Raw genomic sequence first — 16697 nt, 5'->3', positions numbered from 1 at the left:
CTTCCTTAAAATTATTCTTACTTTATAATAATTCTAATTAAGAGAAAATGCAACAAGAGGGATTTTCAAAAAATGAAAATCCCTCTAGTAGTTAAAATACGCGTTCTTTATGAAGTGCTAATTTCTCTAATGATGATTTATCGACATCTGCATGAAGACTGTTTCCATGAGAGTCCATTGTCACTACTGCTGTAAATTCTTCAACTCGTAGGTGCCACATAGCTTCAGGAATACCAAATTCCATTAAATCAACGCCATCTACACCTTTAATACAATCTGCATAATATTGAGCTGCTCCACCGATTGCATTTAAGTAAACACCGCCATGTTCTTCAAGCGCTGCAAGTGTTTTAGGACCCATTCCACCTTTTCCGATAACGGCACGGATGCCAAACTTTTTCATGATATCCCCTTGGTAAGGTTCTTCACGAATTGATGTGGTAGGACCAGCTGCTCGTACATGCCAGTTGCCTTCAGCATCTTTTTGCATAACAGGACCACAATGGTAGATGATTTGGCCGTTAAGATCGACAGGAGCATCATGGCTCATCAAGTGATGGTGAATAGCGTCGCGACCTGTATACATGCGGCCAGAGATGGATACTACGTCTCCAACTTTTAGAGAACGAATTTTCTCTTCTGTTATAGGAGCTTCAATGCGAACTACTTCTTTTACTTCTTCTTCAATTGTTTCTTGTTGTTTGAACTCGATTTTCTCTCCGTCTTGGTAGTGCCAATTGTGGATTTCTCCACTTTCAGGAGAGATATCAATTGCCATACGGCGATATGCCCAACAATTATAGGCAACAGAAACGTAGAAGCTAGCAGGAATACGGTGCATAACCCCGATTTTACAACCCAGCAAAGTAGCTTCTCCGCCAAAGCCCATCGTACCGATTCCTAACGTGTTTGCTTTCTCTACAATATAGTTTTCCAGTTCTGCTAGTTGAGCATGTGGATTTACATCTTCAACTGAACGGAAAAGTTGTTCTTTTGCTAAATCATAACCAGATGAGCGGTCGCCGCCAATACCTACGCCGATGAAACCTGCAGAACATCCTTGTCCTTGAGCTTGGTAAACAGAGTGGAGGATACATTTACGAATGCCATCAAGATCACGGCCAGCTCGACCTAATCCTTCTAGTTCAGCAGGAAGGCTGTACTGAATATTTTTATTTTCACAACCGCCACCTTTTAAGATGAGCTTCATTTCAATGTAATCATTTTCCCACTGTTCAAATTTCATAACTGGAACACCAGCACCTAGGTTGTCGCCACTGTTCTCACCAGTCAATGAATCAACAGAGTTTGGGCGTAACTTTGCATCTGCAGTCGCAGCAGCGATAGCACGCTTGATTGCGGCCTTGATCTCTAGTTGGTTCACGCCAATTGGTGTTTTGATTTTAAAAGTAGGTAAACCCGTATCTTGGCAAATAGGTGAAACCTTGTCATCTGCCATTTGAATATTATTTGCAATTGTATCTAAGCTCATTGCCGCACGTGTTCCAGCATTTTCAGCTTTCTTAGCTTTAGCGATAGCGCGGCGGACATCTTTAGGTAAGTTAGTGCTTGTTTCCGTGATGAGTTGGTAAATACTCTTTTCTAGATTTTCTATGTACATAGTAGATTCTCCCTTAGTGTATTTATAGTACAAGTATACTCTTCGAAGACTATGAAAAAAAGAGCAGCTAGGCTACTCTTTTGTTTTTTTGAATTGATCTAGTTTCAGTTCTAAATCATCCATCATTTGAATTAAGCGGTCGATATCTTCTACTTTTGTCGATTCGGGCTCAATAGAATCAAGGACTTCTAAGAACATGTTTAAGCGTTCTTTCAGGTAAACCACTTGTTGGTCTTGATTGGATACTTGATTTCCCATATGAGGCACCTCCTTCAGCACTACTACTATACCCGAATCCTTTTTAAAAAGATAGGAAGATAGAAGTAATTTAATAATTTATCTATTTTGAATATTTACATAACTTATTTTATGTGATAAAGTTACTGTAATCTCTACTAGGAAGGAGGCCGTAGTGAATCTGTCGGAAACCAGTAATGTTAGGAGGCGGTTCAGACATTTCACCGGCTGAATAGTAGCCGTAAAATGCAGTTATGAAACAAAATAAGGTAGTTAAAGTCGTATAGAAGGCCCTTACAGTGATGCATACTGTTGGGGTCTTTTGTTGTATACGCTGTGTGGGATATTTGCTAGACTAGGGGAAGTGATTTGAAAAGAAAGAGGCGTCCTCTATGACTATTACAACTAGACAGCGATTCTACATACTTGTATTGATTGTTGCGATATCTGGCTTTTCTCAAGGTATGCTATTACCACTGATCTCGATAATTTTTGAACAAGACGGCGTTAACGCCACTCTCAATGGTTTAAGTGCGACCGGGTTATATATCGGGACATTGTTAGTGTCACCATTTATGGAAGCTCCTCTTAGAAAATGGGGCTATAAGCCAATCATTTTAATCGGTGGACTTTTAGTTATCATCTCGCTTGCGTTATTTCCATTATGGAAGAGTGTTTTATTTTGGTTTATACTTCGGCTACTGATTGGGATTGGCGATCATGCACTCCACTTTGCGACACAAACGTGGATTACAAGTACTTCTCCAAAGCATCGATTAGGTAAAAATATTGCTCTCTACGGATTATCATTTGGTCTTGGGTTTGCTATAGGGCCTCTACTTGTACCTCTTGTCTCGATTCATGAGGGATTACCGTTTGTTGTTTCATCTATTTTATGTTTAATCGCTTGGTCATTTGTTTTCTTCTTAAAGAATGATTTTCCAGAAACGTACACAACAAAATCATTGTCATCAGCAGGGAGATTCAAAGCTTCTTTTGCCATTGCATGGGTGGCTTTCTTACCGCCTTTAAGTTATGGGTTTTTAGAGTCTAGCTTGCATGCAATTTTTCCTGTCTACAGTTTGAGGCAGGGGATTGAAGTTGCTAATGTTTCTATTATATTAGCGGCCTTTTCTATTGGGGGAGTAGTAAGTCAATTACCGCTTGGCGCATTGAGTGATCGATTCGGTAGGAGACCGATGCTTGTTATTCTTCTAACTGGTGGATCAACAGCATTTTTCATTGGTGGACTCTTCGAAACTTATGTTTTTGCAATCATCGCATCATTTTTTGTAGCAGGGCTTTTTGTGGGATCGATGTTCTCCCTAGGAATTGCGTATATGACAGATTTGACTCCAAAGGCTTTGTTGCCAACTGGAAACCTCTTATGTGGAATTGCATTTAGTGTTGGATCTTTAACGGGGCCGTTTGCAGGGGGATTGTTTCTTCAATTTACGTCATCTATTAGTTTCTTATGGTTAGTATCTGGCTTATTGCTTGTTATAATGTTGCCAATAGCTTTGAAAAAACCGGTTCCGGCGAATTAAATAAGGTGCCTGTCCCTTACACGATTTGTGTAGGACAAACACCTTTTTGTTAAATTAATTTAGAACTAATTCCACAACGCATTCGATTTGAGCAGTTTGCGGGAACATATCAACCGGTTGAATCGAGACGACCGTATACTTCTTTGTTAAGGTAGCTAAATCTTTAGCTAAAGTTGAAGGATTGCAAGACGTGTAAACAAAACGCTTTGGCTTTGTGCGTAGAATCACGTCCATCAATTCGCTATCCAGACCAGTACGTGGTGGATCTGCCGTTAGTACATCTACTTTAAAGCCATCTCGCTGCCACTTAGTAACCCATTCTTCAGGTGTTCCTACTGCAAACTGAGTGTTGTGTAGATTGTTACGAGCAGCGTTTTTCTTTGCATCCGCCACAGCTTCAGGAACATTGTCCATTCCACGTACTTCTTTTGCATCTGCTGCTAACCATAAGCCAATTGTTCCTACACCACAATAAGCATCCACTACATTTTCTTCGCCAGTTAAATGAGCTGCTTTCTTAATTTCGTTATAAAGATGCACAGTTTGAATAGGGTTCAATTGGAAGAAAGCGCGAGCTGAAAGGTCAAATAGCAAGCCGTCTAATTTTTCAGTCATGGTTTCTTTACCCCAAAGATTGAAAGTAGTCTCCCCGAAAATCAAGCTAGTTCTATCCGCATTAATGTTTTGACTAATAGAGACAATCTCTGGATTCATTTTTACAATAGCTTGTGTTAGCTCTTCTTTGTTAGGGAACTTTTTCTTTGTTGTAATGAGCGTCACTTGCAGTTGTTGTGTTTCAATTCCTTTACGAACAACGATAGATCGAATAACGCCTTGTGGGTTTCTTTCATCGTAAACAGGAATTTTCTTCTCCTCGATAAATGCTTTGATTTGATTCGTGATGGCAGTGGTCTCTGGATGTTGCACTAAGCAATCGTCGATATCGACCAAAAAGTTTGATCCAGCTGCAAATAATCCAGCCAACACTTTGTTGCTTCTTTCACGTACTTGGAACTGGCTTTTATTGCGGTAATTCCAAGGATTGTCCATTCCAATTGTAGCTTTTACAAGGTCTTCTGAAATTTCAGGGGAGTAGCGTTCTAATGCTTGTAACACGATGTCACGTTTTTCAAGGATCTGACGAGCATACGTCATATGCTGCAATTGGCAACCACCACATTCTTCATAGACAGGGCAAGGTGGTGTTACGCGGTCTTCAGATGCTTCTCTAATTTGTTTGATCTTAGCAGTTGCAAATTTACGCTGTACGTCTGTTACATGCGCGGTAATTACTTCACCAGGTAGTGCTCCAGGAACAAACACAACATGTTTCTTGAAAAACCCGACACCTTCTCCATTGATTCCTAAACGTTTGATTGTTAACGGAAATTCTTGTCCAACTTTTATTGTTACTTTTTCACTCATACGCTTCACGTCCTTCTTAGTATGTCCTTAGTATACAGGACATCAGAAGTCAATGAAAAGGGATGGGAGTATTCACCGATTGTTTGCGCAATTCTTCTAATTCACCAAAGTGATAGCCGCGCTTCTTTGCCTCTTCAATAAATAGTGGTAAAGCATCTGAATTATCTTGCGTCACGGTGTGGAGTAAAATAATAGCACCTGGATGCAATTGATCCACTAATTCCTTTGTCACGACCTCTTTGCCTCGTCGTCTATCCTCATGCCAATCGACAATCGCCATGGACCAAAAAATATGCTGGTAACCTAAGCGATTCGCTACGCGTAGCGTTTGTTCAGAATAAACACCCTCTGGTGGGCGTACAATACCAGTCCGTGTAATGCCGGTTAATGCAAATAATTCTTTATCGAATGATAGTAATTCTTTTGCCAATTGTTGGTCAGACAGAGTGGGCATCGTGGGATGAGAGTAAGTATGATTGCCAATCGTATGACCTTCAGCAATCATTCGTTTCACGTAGTCAGGTGCGCTCTTTAAATAATGACCGGTCAGGAAAAAGGTCGCTTTAATTTTCTCTTTTTTCAATGTATCCAAGATAGCAGTGGTCTGGCCGTTCTCATAACCATTATCAAAAGTGAGATAAAGTACTTTCTCTCCACTTTTATCGCGGTACAGCACATCAAATTGATCAAATAGTGATTCGGCTTGTTGTCCGATATCAGGGGGCTGCTCATTTTCAGCTCGTTTTAATCCAAAGGAGAGAGAGGCAGCATCTGCGGTGACTGTTTTGTAACTGTAGAAGGTAGCAATTAGCAGAAGAACAATACCCATTGCATGAATTTTACGCAAAAAAAACACACCCTTTTTAAAATAGAGTGTGCGTGTTGATCCTAGTTATCCATAAATGTTTTTTAAAGCTTCAGGTGCAGTTGGGTAGTCAAAATGGAAGCCGTGTTGAAGTAAAACTTCCGGAATGACTTGTTGACCTTCTAAAATTAATTGACTTTTTTCACCAAGAGCTGTTTTCAAGGCAACTCCAGGGACAGGGAAGAAGTGAGGTCTATGCAGGACAGAACCTAGTACTTTTCCGAAGTCGTCGTTTCGAAGAGGGCGAGGAGCGGTAACATTAAATGGTCCAGTAAGTTCATCAGTCGTTAATGCAAAATACAACGCATTTGCAACGTCTTTCACATGTACCCATGAGAGCCACTGTTTACCGGAACCTACCTTACCACCCACGAACATTTTGTAAGGAAGCGCCATGAGTGGTAATGCGCCTTCATCTTTTCCTAGTATGACGCCAAAACGACCGTATGCTACACGTACACCGAATTGTTCAGCTTTTTTCGCCTTCTTTTCCCAATCTTCTACGGTTTTGGCTAAGAAGTCATCAGCGCGTTCTGAAGAGTGCTCGGTATAAGTTTTGTGTTTAGAAGCAGGGTAAATTCCTATTGCTGAAGCATTCACAAGCACTCGAGGCTTAACTTGCACAGCTTCGATAATTCGAAGTACTTCATCAGTTGCCTTCATACGACTTGAATAGATTTTCTTTTTTTGTTCATCTGTCCAGCGGCCTTCATTGATAGAAGTTCCTGCTAAATTAACGATTCCATCAATACCTTCTAAGTGCTTTTCTGGAGTGGCACCATCTGTTAACCATTTTACATAGGTAACAGCTGAATCACTTTTATGGTCTGAACGAGTTAAAATATAGACATGATGACCTTGAGAAAGTAGCAGATTTGTCAGTTCTTTACCGACAAAGCCAGTTCCTCCCGTAATAGCAATCTTCATCGAATGACCTCCTTTTTTTTGTATGATACTATAGAAGTTACCCTAAAATCTTGTAACTGAATCTGAGGAGCTGAAAAACAATGCCAATAATAACCAAGATTACGCGTCAGAAGAAAAATCTGGACCGTTACAATATTTATTTGGATGAGGCATACGCATTCAGCGTCGATGAAAGTGTTTTAATCCAGCATCAATTAACTAAAGGCAAAGTACTAGTTGATTTCGAGATGGATGACATGATCTACGAGGATGAGGTGCGCAAGGCGTTTAGTGCCTCACTGAATTATTTGAGCTACCGCATGCGTAGTGAACAAGAAGTGAAGAAAAAACTACTAGATGTGGGATACGGGGATGCAGTCGCCCTAGAGGCAATCAAAAAACTACATGATTACAACTATTTAAATGATGAAGCCTTCTCAAAGGCATTACTTTCCACTGAAAAAAACTCATCAAAAAAGGGGCCAAATGCTATCCGACAATCATTAAAGCAAAAAGGAATCGATGAAGAAACTCGCCAACAAGTTCTCGAGACCTATACAGAAGAGCAACAACTTGAAGTTGCAATGGCTTTAGCTGAAAAGACATTGCGTTCTGCTCAGCGCCTAACGCCGTCTCAACAAAAGAAGAAGATACAAGATTTGTTGGCCAGAAAAGGATACCCTTTTCATATCGGTAAAACTGTCATTAGTCGTTTAGAAGATGAGTTGGTAACCGACGAATGGACGGATAAATTGAATGACCAAGGTGAAAAGTCGTGGCGTAAAGTATCTATTAAATACAAAGGTAGAGAAAGACGTCAAAAAGTAAAACAGCAGTTATACGGTAAAGGGTTTCCTCTTGATATAATTGATCAATTTATTGATCAGAAGGAGCAAGAAGATGGATAAAAAATATAGTCAGATGACGCAAGCTGAACTCCGTCAAGAAATCGCAAATTTAAAAGAAAAGGCTCGTAAAGCTGAACAGCTGGGAATAGTTAACGAATTCGCTGTTTATGAGCGAAAAGCCAAGATGGCACAGGCCTATTTGATTGATCCAAAGACGATTGTACCTGGAGAGCTTTATAAGATTGAAGGAGATCCGGGTGTGTATTTTAAAGTGGATTATTTAAAAGGTCGTTTTGCTTGGGGACATCGCTTGGGTGGGGAGCGTTTTGAAGAAGCACTGCCAATCTCAATGCTTGAAGCAGTAAAATAGAGGATGGGACCACTATAGTAATAGGACTAAACTAGTTAGAAAGTTGAGTGGAGTGTAGGGGTTGACTCCAGTGGGATCAAAAGTCGAAACGTGAGACCCCTCTTAGATGTGGAGAACGTCATGCTAGAAAGTCCGAGAAAATCAGGCGTGCCAAGTGAGGCGTTCTTGGCCTCGGTTGGTGCGACTGTTTTTGGAGCGTCTTTCTGACGTTCGTAACTCGATTACATTGAGTTGTAGACACGACGCGCCCACGGAACGCAACCCCGAAACGGAACTCAATATACAAAAAAACCAGCAAATTCTCTAGAAATTACCCTAGAGAACTTGCTGATTTAATTTTGTCCCAGCCTTTTTTCATTATAAATTATTGATCTAAGTTAAAATCGAGTTTCTTGTGCAGTTTGTCTTCACTGAAAATCCAACCCGTATAAGAATTAACGATTTCGAGCTCATCATTCAAATGAGCCACCGCTACAAATGGGTAATAATCATTACTGCGGTAACGTAAATCGATAAATCGTACTTCGTGAAGGGCATCGTGACGAGTAATCTCCCAACGATAAATTGGCGAGAATGATAAAAAGGCATCAATGTTTTTATCTTTTAGTGCAGCTTGGACAATTTTATTTTCTGGAAGTGGTTGTCGTTCGAATTTATCGTATATCGTGATATTTCGACCGTATGCACGTCCCACATAATAATGATTGCCATCGATTGCGGCGATGCGCCACTGATAAAAACGCATAGTAGGGGCAATAATAATCCGCTCTGCGTTTGGTATTTTCAGTTTAACAGCATGTCGTACCGCATGTTGCACTTGGAATCGTATGACGTAATAAACAATTATAATGGCATACATGATTAAAAATGTTGGCACTGGATTTGCACCTAAAGCCCATAGCAGCAATCCAATTACATGAATACCAAAGATGATTGGATCAAATGTGTTAATCACACCTAATGCTACCCACTGATTAGAAATTGGCCGTAAAGCTTGTGTACCGTAAGAATTAAAAATATCGACAAAGACGTGTAAAAATACAGCTAAAAACGTCCATAACCAGACGTGCATCATATCTGCAGATGGGAAAATAAAGCTAAGGCCTAAAGTTATCAACAGTGGCCATGCGACCACAGAGGGAATGGAGTGCGTTGCTCCTCGATGATGACGTATATAAACCGCATTATTGCGAAGCTTTAGTACAGTGTCTATATCGGGTGCTTGTGAGCCGATAATAGTTCCGGCAAGGACCGCGGTAAATGTAACAGAGTGGTTTGCGACAACCGGATCTATTGTTGCTAATCCGCCGAGGGCAATCCCCATCACGATGTGTGTACCAGTGTCCATGCAAACATCACCCTCCTTTATCTATAGAATAAAAGAAATTTAAAGATATTCCTAGCACATTGTCTTTACCCTTTTCTTATAGAAAGTAATCCGAAAGGAAATCAATATATGAATGATTTTAAAGGCGAATCAATTCGCAAACAGTTACTACAGTGGTACGAAGAGGAAAAAAGAGATTTGCCTTGGCGCCACTCCAGGGACCCTTACCATATTTGGATTTCAGAGGTAATGCTACAACAAACGCGCGTTGATACAGTTATACCCTACTACAATCGGTTTACTGAAGCTTTTCCAACGATGCATGACTTGGCACAAGCGGAAGAAGGAGAACTACTTAAACTGTGGGAAGGCCTTGGCTATTACTCGCGCGCTAGAAATCTGCAGCAAGGTGTTCGAGAAGTACTTGAAAACTACCAAGCAACTGTTCCTAGAACACGAGAAGAAATCAGTTCAATTCGAGGAATTGGACCCTACACGGCAGGCGCTATCTTAAGTATTGCCTACGGTGTGCCAGAGCATGCAGTGGACGGCAATGTCATGCGAGTACTTAGTCGACTTTATGCTATAGATGAAGATATCGCCCAACCAAAGACGAAAAAGACGTTTGAACATCTTGTGATGGCAATTATCGATCACGACGATCCTTCTTCGTTCAATCAAGGACTTATGGAACTAGGAGCAGTTATTTGTACGCCTCAAAAACCTAAATGTTTACTTTGTCCCGTCAGAGAACAATGTAGTGCATTTGATCAAGGGCTGACGAATTCTCTTCCTATTAAAACGAAAAAGACGAAAGTGAAAAAAGTTGCGTACAACGGGTATATGCTGCAACGCGCTGACGGAAAGTGGTTAGTCGAGCAGAGGGGGGAAGGATTGCTAGCCAAGATGTGGCAGTATCCTCTAATTGATTCTGAACAAACAAATTGGACGGATGAATATGGCATCACCTGGATGGAAATCACTAACATTGGCGACGTGACCCATATCTTCAGCCATTTAAAGTGGGAAGTGAATGTATTTATAGGCAAAGTTGAGATAGACACTGGCAAGGCTTATCAAGGGGAATGGGTGACTAGTGAGGAATTAGATAAGCTACCACTACCGGTTCCTATTCAAAAAATGAGAACATTACAAAGCGCTTCCAATTAAGAAATTTCCTTGCAAACCTACTGATACTACTTTTTTCCTTCTACTATTGTTATAATGTGAGACATCACATATAAAAAGATAGGTTTATCAGCTTGTCATTTGAGAAGGTGGCTACATCATGACCATTCCGTTGGAAGGAGAAATGATCCAAATTCACAGCTATAAGCACAGTGGAAACATACATCGTGTATGGCATGAAACGATGGTGCTGAAAGGGACAAAGAATATTGTCATAGCTGCAAATGATCGTACATTAGTGACCGAGTCTGATGGTAGGACGTGGGTGACGCGTGAACCGTCCATCTGCTATTACCATGCCGAGTATTGGTTTAATATTATTTGTATGCTGCGTGAGGATGGAGTCTATTACTACATTAATTTGAGCTCACCATTTGTCTATGAAGATCGGATGTTGAAATATATCGATTATGACCTCGATATGAAAGTTTTCCCTGATCAGTCCTACACATTGTTGGATGAAGATGAATATGAGCAGCACAGAAAAGAAATGAATTATCCCGATGAAATTGATATTATTTTAAAACGAACGATCCAGACATTGAAGCAATGGATCCAACAGAAAAAAGGTCCTTTTGCGCCAGATTTTATTGATGCATGGACAGCTCGTTATCAACTGCATAAGGATATACGCAAGCCCGACTAAACCTGTTGCTATTTTTAGCAACAGGTTTCGTCTTGCCTTGTCGATTAAGGAGGTATTTCATGGATGTTATAAAACGGTATATGCAATTTGTAAAACCTTATAACTGGCAGATTGCAGTGACGATATTAATTGGGATAGTAAAATTCGCGATTCCGCTCTTTATTCCCTTACTAATTAAAATTGTTATCGATGATATTATTGGCGGAGACATGGCTGAAGAAGAAAAGCTGCGGTTGTTGTTTTATTGGCTTGGTGGTACAGCGTTAGTATTCTTCATTGTGAGGCCACCTATTGAATATTACAGACAATATTTAGCTCAGTATGTAAGTAATAAAATATTGTTTGATATACGAGAAAAGCTTTTCGATCACCTTCAAAAATTAAGTCTTAAATATTATGCAAACACTCGAGCAGGAGAAGTCATCTCGCGTGTCATAAATGATGTGGAGCAAACTAAAAATTTCGTCGTTATCGGTTTAATGAATGTCTGGTTAGACTTGGCAACGATTCTTATTGCAATAGCAATTATGCTAACGCTTAATGTAAAGCTGACACTTGTGACGTTAATTGCATTTCCATTCTACGCGTTTAGTGTGAAGTTCTTCTTCGGAAGACTTCGAGACCTTACTCGTCAACGTTCTCAAGCGCTCGCGGGTGTGCAGAGTTATCTTCATGAACGTGTACAGGGTATGAGTGTAATTAAAACATTCACGCTGGAAAGTCATGAACAAAAGAATTTTGATGAAGCAAACGGTGAATTTTTAGATAAAGCAATTGACCAAACGAGATGGAATGCGAAGGCGTTCGCCGTAGTCAATACCATCACAGATGTTGCACCGTTATTGGTCATTGCCTATGCAGGATACGAAGCCATAACAGGTAATTTATCTGTTGGTACAATGGCAGCATTTGTTGCTTATATTGAACGTCTCTATGGCCCATTACGCCGTTTAGTGAATTCGTCCACTACCCTTACCCAGTCTATTGCTTCAATGGATAGAATGTTTGAATTGATGGATGAGGCATACGAGGTGGAAGATCGTCCTGGTGCTAAGAAGCTGGAGCGTTCAAGAGGAGAATTAACATTCCAAAACGTTTATTTTCAATACGAAGAAGAAGGTACACCTGTCTTACGTGGCATTGATTTTACAATTGCTGCTGGGCAGACCACTGCTTTTGTTGGGATGAGTGGAGGCGGTAAATCCACTATTATTAGTTTATTACCTCGTTTTTATGATGTGACAGGTGGTGCAATTCGTCTTGACGGTCAAGATATTCGTGACGTCACTATTGAATCGCTTCGCAAGCAAATTGGCCTTGTTTTACAAGATACACTGTTGTTTAGTGACTCCATTAAAATGAATATCGCAATGGGGAATCCAAAAGCATCTGACGAGGAAATTATAGAGGCCGCTAAAGCTGCTAATGCACATGAATTTATCATGGGGTTACCAAACGGCTACGATACAACTGTAGGTGAACGCGGAGTGAAGTTGTCTGGAGGTCAAAAGCAACGCATTGCCATCGCTCGAGTATTTTTAAAAGACCCAAGAATACTAGTGTTAGATGAAGCTACTTCAGCACTTGATTTAGAAAGTGAATCCTTAATTCAAGATTCATTAGAGCGTCTTGCTCGTGAACGAACAACCCTAGTTGTGGCACACCGATTATCTACAATAACTCATGCTGATCAAATTTTAGTTGTAGAGCATGGTCAAATTACGGAAAAAGGAACCCATCAGCAACTAATGGCGAAAAAAGGCGCCTATTATAACCTCTTCCAAATACAACAACTTGAAAATTAATTTTAACTAGCCCATCGGTTTTCCCGATGGGCTTATTTTGGATTTTTTTTTATGAAACTTGGATGATATAGCTAAAAAGTAGGATAAATTTTTATGATTATCGATATAACTATTATAAATATTAATTATTTGGAAAAAAAGTGATTGCAAGGATTCGTTTAATGTGTAAAATTAAAGTTACATAAAAATTCAATTAAAAGAGAATTTTCAGACTAGTGGAGAGGGGCACATCATGACAAATCGCAAAGCAGTTCTAGAGGTTAAAAACCTTCAGACATCTTTCTTCACAGATGACGGTGTCATCCCTTCTGTTGACTTCGTGGATTTTGAAGTTCGAGAAGGAGAAATTCTAGGAATTGTCGGTGAATCAGGTAGCGGTAAAAGTGTAACATCTTTATCTGTTATGGGATTAATTCCATCACCACCCGGGAAAATCACATCTGGTGAAATTTTATACAATGGAAACGATATAACGAAATATAATGAAAAACAGATGCGAAGCATACGTGGTAATGAAATCGCAATGATTTTCCAAGAGCCTATGACATCGCTTAACCCGTTATTCACAATTGGTAGTCAGTTATCAGAAGCCGTACTCTTACATAAAAAAGGATGGTCAAAAAAACAAGCACAAGCACGTTCAGTAGAAATGCTCAAACTTGTTGGACTTCCTCGAGCTGAAGAGCTCATGAAAGACTACCCACACCAACTATCAGGTGGTATGAGGCAACGTGTCATGATTGCTATGGCTTTGGTTTGTGATCCGAAAGTGTTGATTGCAGATGAACCTACTACAGCACTTGATGTGACGATTCAAGCGCAAATATTAAAGTTGATGAAAGACTTGAACACACGGTTGAATACAGCCATTCTTCTTATTACGCATGACCTTGGTGTTGTGGCTGAAACATGTGAACGCGTAGTAGTGATGTACGCTGGGAAAATTGTAGAAGAAGGTCCAGTTGAACGGATTTTCTCAAACCCCCAACATCCGTACACGAAAGGTTTACTTGCATCAGTCCCTGACATGCGCTTCAAAAAGCAATCCCTTTATTCCATTCCTGGTAGTGTGCCGAAGCCAGGTTCTATCAAAGAAGGATGTCGTTTTGCCGCTCGCTGCTCAGAAGTATTTGGCCGCTGTACAGTTGAATCGCCTCCGCTCTACCAGACAGCGCTAGACTATAAGACGCGCTGTTTCTTATATGACACGGAGGAGGTAATCGCTCATGACAGAGCCGTTGTTGAAAGTTGAAGGATTAAAAAAATACTTCCCAGTGAAGAATGGCCTTTTCGGCAAAACCACTGGACAAGTAAAAGCAGTCGACGATGTTTCTTTTTATGTTAACGAAGGTGAAACTCTTGGCATTGTAGGTGAATCGGGTTGTGGTAAATCAACAACCGGTAGAATGCTAATGCGATTATTAGAGCCAACTGAAGGCAAAGTAACTTTTAATGGGCAAGAGTTAACAAAACTCTCCCCACAAGAGATGCGTAAAGCCAGACGTGAAATTCAAATGGTCTTCCAAGATCCTTATGCATCCTTGAACCCTCGGCATACTGTCGAGAAGATTTTAATGGAACCTCTCATTGTTCACAATATTGGGGATACACAGTCACGCAAGAAGATGGTTCGTGAGTTTTTAGAAATAGTTGGGTTAAGTAGCTATCATGCAAAGCGTTATCCCCATCAGTTTAGTGGAGGCCAACGCCAAAGAATTGGTATTGCACGTGCCCTCATGACGAATCCAAAACTAATCATTGCGGATGAGCCGGTATCTGCACTTGATGTATCTATTCAAGCGCAAGTCCTTAACTTGATGCAGAAGTTACAACGTGAGCTAAAACTCACTTATATTTTTATTGCTCACGATCTAGGTGTTGTAAGGCATATCAGTGATAGAGTTGGCGTTATGTATTTGGGAAAAATGGTGGAACTTGCGTCGAGTGAGAATCTTTACGCAGAACCACTCCATCCATATACGAAAGCGCTACTATCTGCAGTACCAGTGCCCGATCCGCATTTCACACGGGAAGAAATTTTGTTGGATGGCGATATTCCAAGTCCTTCAAACCCACCAAGCGGATGCACGTTCCATACACGCTGTCCATTTGCAATGGACCGCTGTAAGCAAGATGTTCCTCAACTAGAGGAAATTAAACCAGGTCATTATGTATCGTGTCATCTCTATGATGCGGACATGATAGATAAAAAAATCGTGGAGGGGTCTTAATGAGAAACAAGAAAATTTGGTCATTCCTGTTATTTTTCGGCTTGGTTCTTATGTTGTTCTTGGGTGCTTGTAGCTCAGAAAACGAAGGGTCAGAAGGTACAGACGAAGGCGGCGACACAGAAGGTACTGCTGAAGAATCAGGAGAACCAAAAGTATTGATCTTTGGACGTGGTGGAGATTCAGTAAACCTAGATCCAATCGCAGTAACAGATGGTGAATCTTTCAAAGTAACTCAAAACGTTTTTGAAACGCTTGTAAACTTTGGTGAACAAGATACAACAATCAATCCAGGTCTTGCAAAAGAATGGACAGTTTCAGAAGATGGCCTAAGCTACACATTCATGCTTGAAGAAGGCGTTAAGTTCCACGATGGAACAGACTTCAATGCTGATGCAGTAGTAGCTAACTTTGATCGCTGGTCTTCAGGTACTGCAGACAAATATTACTACTACAAATCAATGTTTGGTGGATTTGGTGATGAAGAAGGACACGTTATCGAATCTGTAACAGCTGACGATGAGTTCACAGTTACATTTACACTAAAACGCCCTCAAGCACCATTCTTAAAGAACATTGCTATGAGCCCATTCGGTATGGGTTCACCAACAGCTTTTGAAGCAGCTGGTGATGCGTTTGGTGATAACCCAGTTGGAACAGGTCCATTCAAGTTTGTTGAGTGGAAGCGTAACGACTCTATTACAATCGAGAAATTTGAAGACTACTGGCAAGAAGGGTTCCCGAAACTTGATCGCGTTGTGTTCCGCGCAATTCCGGATAACTCAGCTCGCTTAAATGCATTACTAACAGGTGAAATTGATTTAGCAGATGGCGTTAATCCTTCTGATTCATCTTCAATCGAAGGCGATGCAGCTCTACAATTATTCGAGCGTCCATCAATGAACGTTGGCTACCTTGGTTTAACTAACACGCGCCCGCCGTTTGATAATGTATTAGTTCGTCAAGCGATGAACCATGCAATTGACAAACAAGCTATCGTGGATGCATTCTTCGAAGGTCGTGCAGAAGTGGCGGTTAACCCAATGCCACCAAGTATCTCTGGATACAACGATCAAATCGAAGGCTATGACTACAACCCTGAACGTGCAAAAGAGCTACTTGCTGAAGCAGGTCTACCAGACGGATTTGAAATGGAACTATGGGCAATGCCTGTACCACGTCCATATATGCCAGATGGTATGAAAGTTGCTGAAGTTATGCAGAAAAACTTAGCTGACGTTGGAATTACTGCAGAAATCGTGTCATTCGAGTGGGCAACATATCTTGAAAAAGCTCGTAACGGAGAAGCAGATGCGTTCATGTTAGGTTGGACGGGTGACAATGGTGACGCTGATAACTTCCTATACGTACTTCTTGATGGAGACAACATCGGAAGCAATAACTACTCATACTATGACAGCGAAGAATTACATGAACTTTTAATCGCAGCACAATCTGAAGTTGATGAGACAAAACGTAACGAGTTGTACATGCAAGCACAAGAAATCATCCATGAGGATGCTCCTTGGGTTCCACTTGCTCACTCTACACCGTTATTAGCAGGTAAAGCTGAACTTACTGGGTTTACACCACACCCAACTGGTTCTGACAAACTGCACAATGTTGACTTCGAATAAGGCACTGTGAAAAGAGGGGAATCTTCGTGATTTCCCTCTCTTTTTTT

The 16697-nt window shown here is 40.7% G+C and carries 14 protein-coding genes and 1 pseudogene; 9 read left to right on the top strand and 6 right to left on the bottom strand.

What is annotated here, in order from left to right:
* Nucleotides 1-91 precede the first annotated feature (91 nt).
* Together MKY84_RS11540 and MKY84_RS11535 are read right to left on the bottom strand one after the other, a co-directional pair.
* A complete protein-coding gene (locus tag MKY84_RS11540; protein WP_342526135.1) occupies nucleotides 92-1621 on the bottom strand; it encodes a fumarate hydratase in 1530 nt (509 codons plus the stop codon).
* 72 nt (nucleotides 1622-1693) lie between these two features.
* Nucleotides 1694-1879, bottom strand: a complete 186-nt coding sequence (locus tag MKY84_RS11535) for an SE1561 family protein (protein WP_342526134.1) — start codon at nucleotides 1877-1879, stop codon at nucleotides 1694-1696.
* Nucleotides 1880-2244: 365 nt separating this feature from the next.
* Between MKY84_RS11535 and MKY84_RS11530 the strand changes: the two are divergent.
* Nucleotides 2245-3405: pseudogene (locus tag MKY84_RS11530) on the top strand (MFS transporter); the annotation flags it as partial.
* Nucleotides 3406-3459: 54 nt separating this feature from the next.
* Here MKY84_RS11530 and rlmD read toward each other — a convergent pair.
* From rlmD to MKY84_RS11515, 3 genes are read right to left on the bottom strand one after another with little or no spacing between them, the layout of a single operon-like run.
* On the bottom strand, nucleotides 3460-4830 hold the full coding sequence (gene rlmD / locus MKY84_RS11525; RefSeq protein ID WP_342526133.1) for a 23S rRNA (uracil(1939)-C(5))-methyltransferase RlmD: 1371 nt from the start codon (nucleotides 4828-4830) through the stop codon (nucleotides 3460-3462).
* 49 nt (nucleotides 4831-4879) lie between these two features.
* Nucleotides 4880-5677 (bottom strand): polysaccharide deacetylase family protein, encoded by a 798-nt coding sequence (locus MKY84_RS11520; protein ID WP_342526132.1) that lies wholly within the window; start codon nucleotides 5675-5677, stop codon nucleotides 4880-4882.
* Between the two features lie 45 nt (nucleotides 5678-5722).
* Nucleotides 5723-6622, bottom strand: coding sequence for a TIGR01777 family oxidoreductase (locus tag MKY84_RS11515; RefSeq protein WP_342526131.1), 900 nt, complete (start codon nucleotides 6620-6622; stop codon nucleotides 5723-5725).
* An 80-nt stretch (nucleotides 6623-6702) separates the two neighbouring features.
* Between MKY84_RS11515 and recX the strand changes: the two genes are divergently transcribed.
* Together recX and MKY84_RS11505 are read left to right on the top strand one after the other, a co-directional pair.
* Entirely contained in the window at nucleotides 6703-7509 is an 807-nt protein-coding gene (gene recX / locus MKY84_RS11510; protein ID WP_342526130.1) for a recombination regulator RecX, read from the top strand.
* Entirely contained in the window at nucleotides 7502-7819 is a 318-nt protein-coding gene (locus MKY84_RS11505) for a YfhH family protein (protein ID WP_342526129.1), read from the top strand. Before recX ends, MKY84_RS11505 begins: the two co-directional genes overlap by 8 nt.
* Before the next feature lie 364 nt (nucleotides 7820-8183).
* On the opposite strand, the gene MKY84_RS11500 is transcribed toward MKY84_RS11505, so the two are convergent.
* Entirely contained in the window at nucleotides 8184-9167 is a 984-nt protein-coding gene (locus MKY84_RS11500; protein WP_342526128.1) for a metal-dependent hydrolase, read from the bottom strand.
* Nucleotides 9168-9275: 108 nt separating this feature from the next.
* Here MKY84_RS11500 and mutY point away from each other — a divergent pair, with 108 nt between their 5' ends.
* The 6 genes from mutY (at nucleotide 9276) to MKY84_RS11470 (ending at nucleotide 16650) form a co-directional block, all read left to right on the top strand.
* Nucleotides 9276-10316, top strand: coding sequence for an A/G-specific adenine glycosylase (mutY, locus tag MKY84_RS11495; RefSeq protein WP_342526127.1), 1041 nt, complete (start codon nucleotides 9276-9278; stop codon nucleotides 10314-10316).
* 118 nt (nucleotides 10317-10434) lie between these two features.
* Entirely contained in the window at nucleotides 10435-10980 is a 546-nt protein-coding gene (locus tag MKY84_RS11490) for a DUF402 domain-containing protein (RefSeq protein ID WP_342526126.1), read from the top strand.
* A gap of 59 nt (nucleotides 10981-11039) precedes the next feature.
* On the top strand, nucleotides 11040-12785 hold the full coding sequence (locus tag MKY84_RS11485; protein WP_342526125.1) for an ABC transporter ATP-binding protein: 1746 nt from the start codon (nucleotides 11040-11042) through the stop codon (nucleotides 12783-12785).
* Nucleotides 12786-13017: 232 nt separating this feature from the next.
* Nucleotides 13018-14037, top strand: coding sequence for an ABC transporter ATP-binding protein (locus MKY84_RS11480; protein WP_342526123.1), 1020 nt, complete (start codon nucleotides 13018-13020; stop codon nucleotides 14035-14037).
* On the top strand, nucleotides 14012-15016 hold the full coding sequence (locus tag MKY84_RS11475) for a dipeptide ABC transporter ATP-binding protein (RefSeq protein WP_342526122.1): 1005 nt from the start codon (nucleotides 14012-14014) through the stop codon (nucleotides 15014-15016). The genes MKY84_RS11480 and MKY84_RS11475 overlap by 26 nt, the downstream gene beginning before the upstream one ends.
* Nucleotides 15016-16650: an ABC transporter substrate-binding protein gene (locus tag MKY84_RS11470; RefSeq protein ID WP_342526121.1), complete on the top strand. Its 1635-nt coding sequence runs from the start codon at nucleotides 15016-15018 to the stop codon at nucleotides 16648-16650. Before MKY84_RS11475 ends, MKY84_RS11470 begins: the two co-directional genes overlap by 1 nt.
* Nucleotides 16651-16697 lie beyond the last annotated feature (47 nt).

This window comes from Chryseomicrobium sp. FSL W7-1435 (genome assembly GCF_038595005.1).
In the GTDB taxonomy this organism is placed as follows: Bacteria; Bacillota; Bacilli; order Bacillales_A; family Planococcaceae; genus Chryseomicrobium.
Note: the sequence above shows the minus strand (reverse complement) of the source record. Positions and strands in the feature narration are given on the sequence as shown.

Bases quoted from the DNA above. Each gene is read 5' to 3' on its own strand.
- MKY84_RS11470 (WP_342526121.1), top strand. From the start codon at position 15,016: ATGAGAAACAAGAAAATTTGGTCATTCCTGTTATTTTTCGGCTTGGTT.
- rlmD (WP_342526133.1), bottom strand. From the start codon at position 4,830: ATGAGTGAAAAAGTAACAATAAAAGTTGGACAAGAATTTCCGTTAACA.
- MKY84_RS11535 (WP_342526134.1), bottom strand. From the start codon at position 1,879: ATGGGAAATCAAGTATCCAATCAAGACCAACAAGTGGTTTACCTGAAA.
- MKY84_RS11480 (WP_342526123.1), top strand. From the start codon at position 13,018: ATGACAAATCGCAAAGCAGTTCTAGAGGTTAAAAACCTTCAGACATCT.
- MKY84_RS11515 (WP_342526131.1), bottom strand. From the start codon at position 6,622: ATGAAGATTGCTATTACGGGAGGAACTGGCTTTGTCGGTAAAGAACTG.
- MKY84_RS11490 (WP_342526126.1), top strand. From the start codon at position 10,435: ATGACCATTCCGTTGGAAGGAGAAATGATCCAAATTCACAGCTATAAG.
- mutY (WP_342526127.1), top strand. From the start codon at position 9,276: ATGAATGATTTTAAAGGCGAATCAATTCGCAAACAGTTACTACAGTGG.
- MKY84_RS11485 (WP_342526125.1), top strand. From the start codon at position 11,040: ATGGATGTTATAAAACGGTATATGCAATTTGTAAAACCTTATAACTGG.
- MKY84_RS11500 (WP_342526128.1), bottom strand. From the start codon at position 9,167: ATGGACACTGGTACACACATCGTGATGGGGATTGCCCTCGGCGGATTA.
- MKY84_RS11475 (WP_342526122.1), top strand. From the start codon at position 14,012: ATGACAGAGCCGTTGTTGAAAGTTGAAGGATTAAAAAAATACTTCCCA.
- recX (WP_342526130.1), top strand. From the start codon at position 6,703: ATGCCAATAATAACCAAGATTACGCGTCAGAAGAAAAATCTGGACCGT.
- MKY84_RS11540 (WP_342526135.1), bottom strand. From the start codon at position 1,621: ATGTACATAGAAAATCTAGAAAAGAGTATTTACCAACTCATCACGGAA.
- MKY84_RS11505 (WP_342526129.1), top strand. From the start codon at position 7,502: ATGGATAAAAAATATAGTCAGATGACGCAAGCTGAACTCCGTCAAGAA.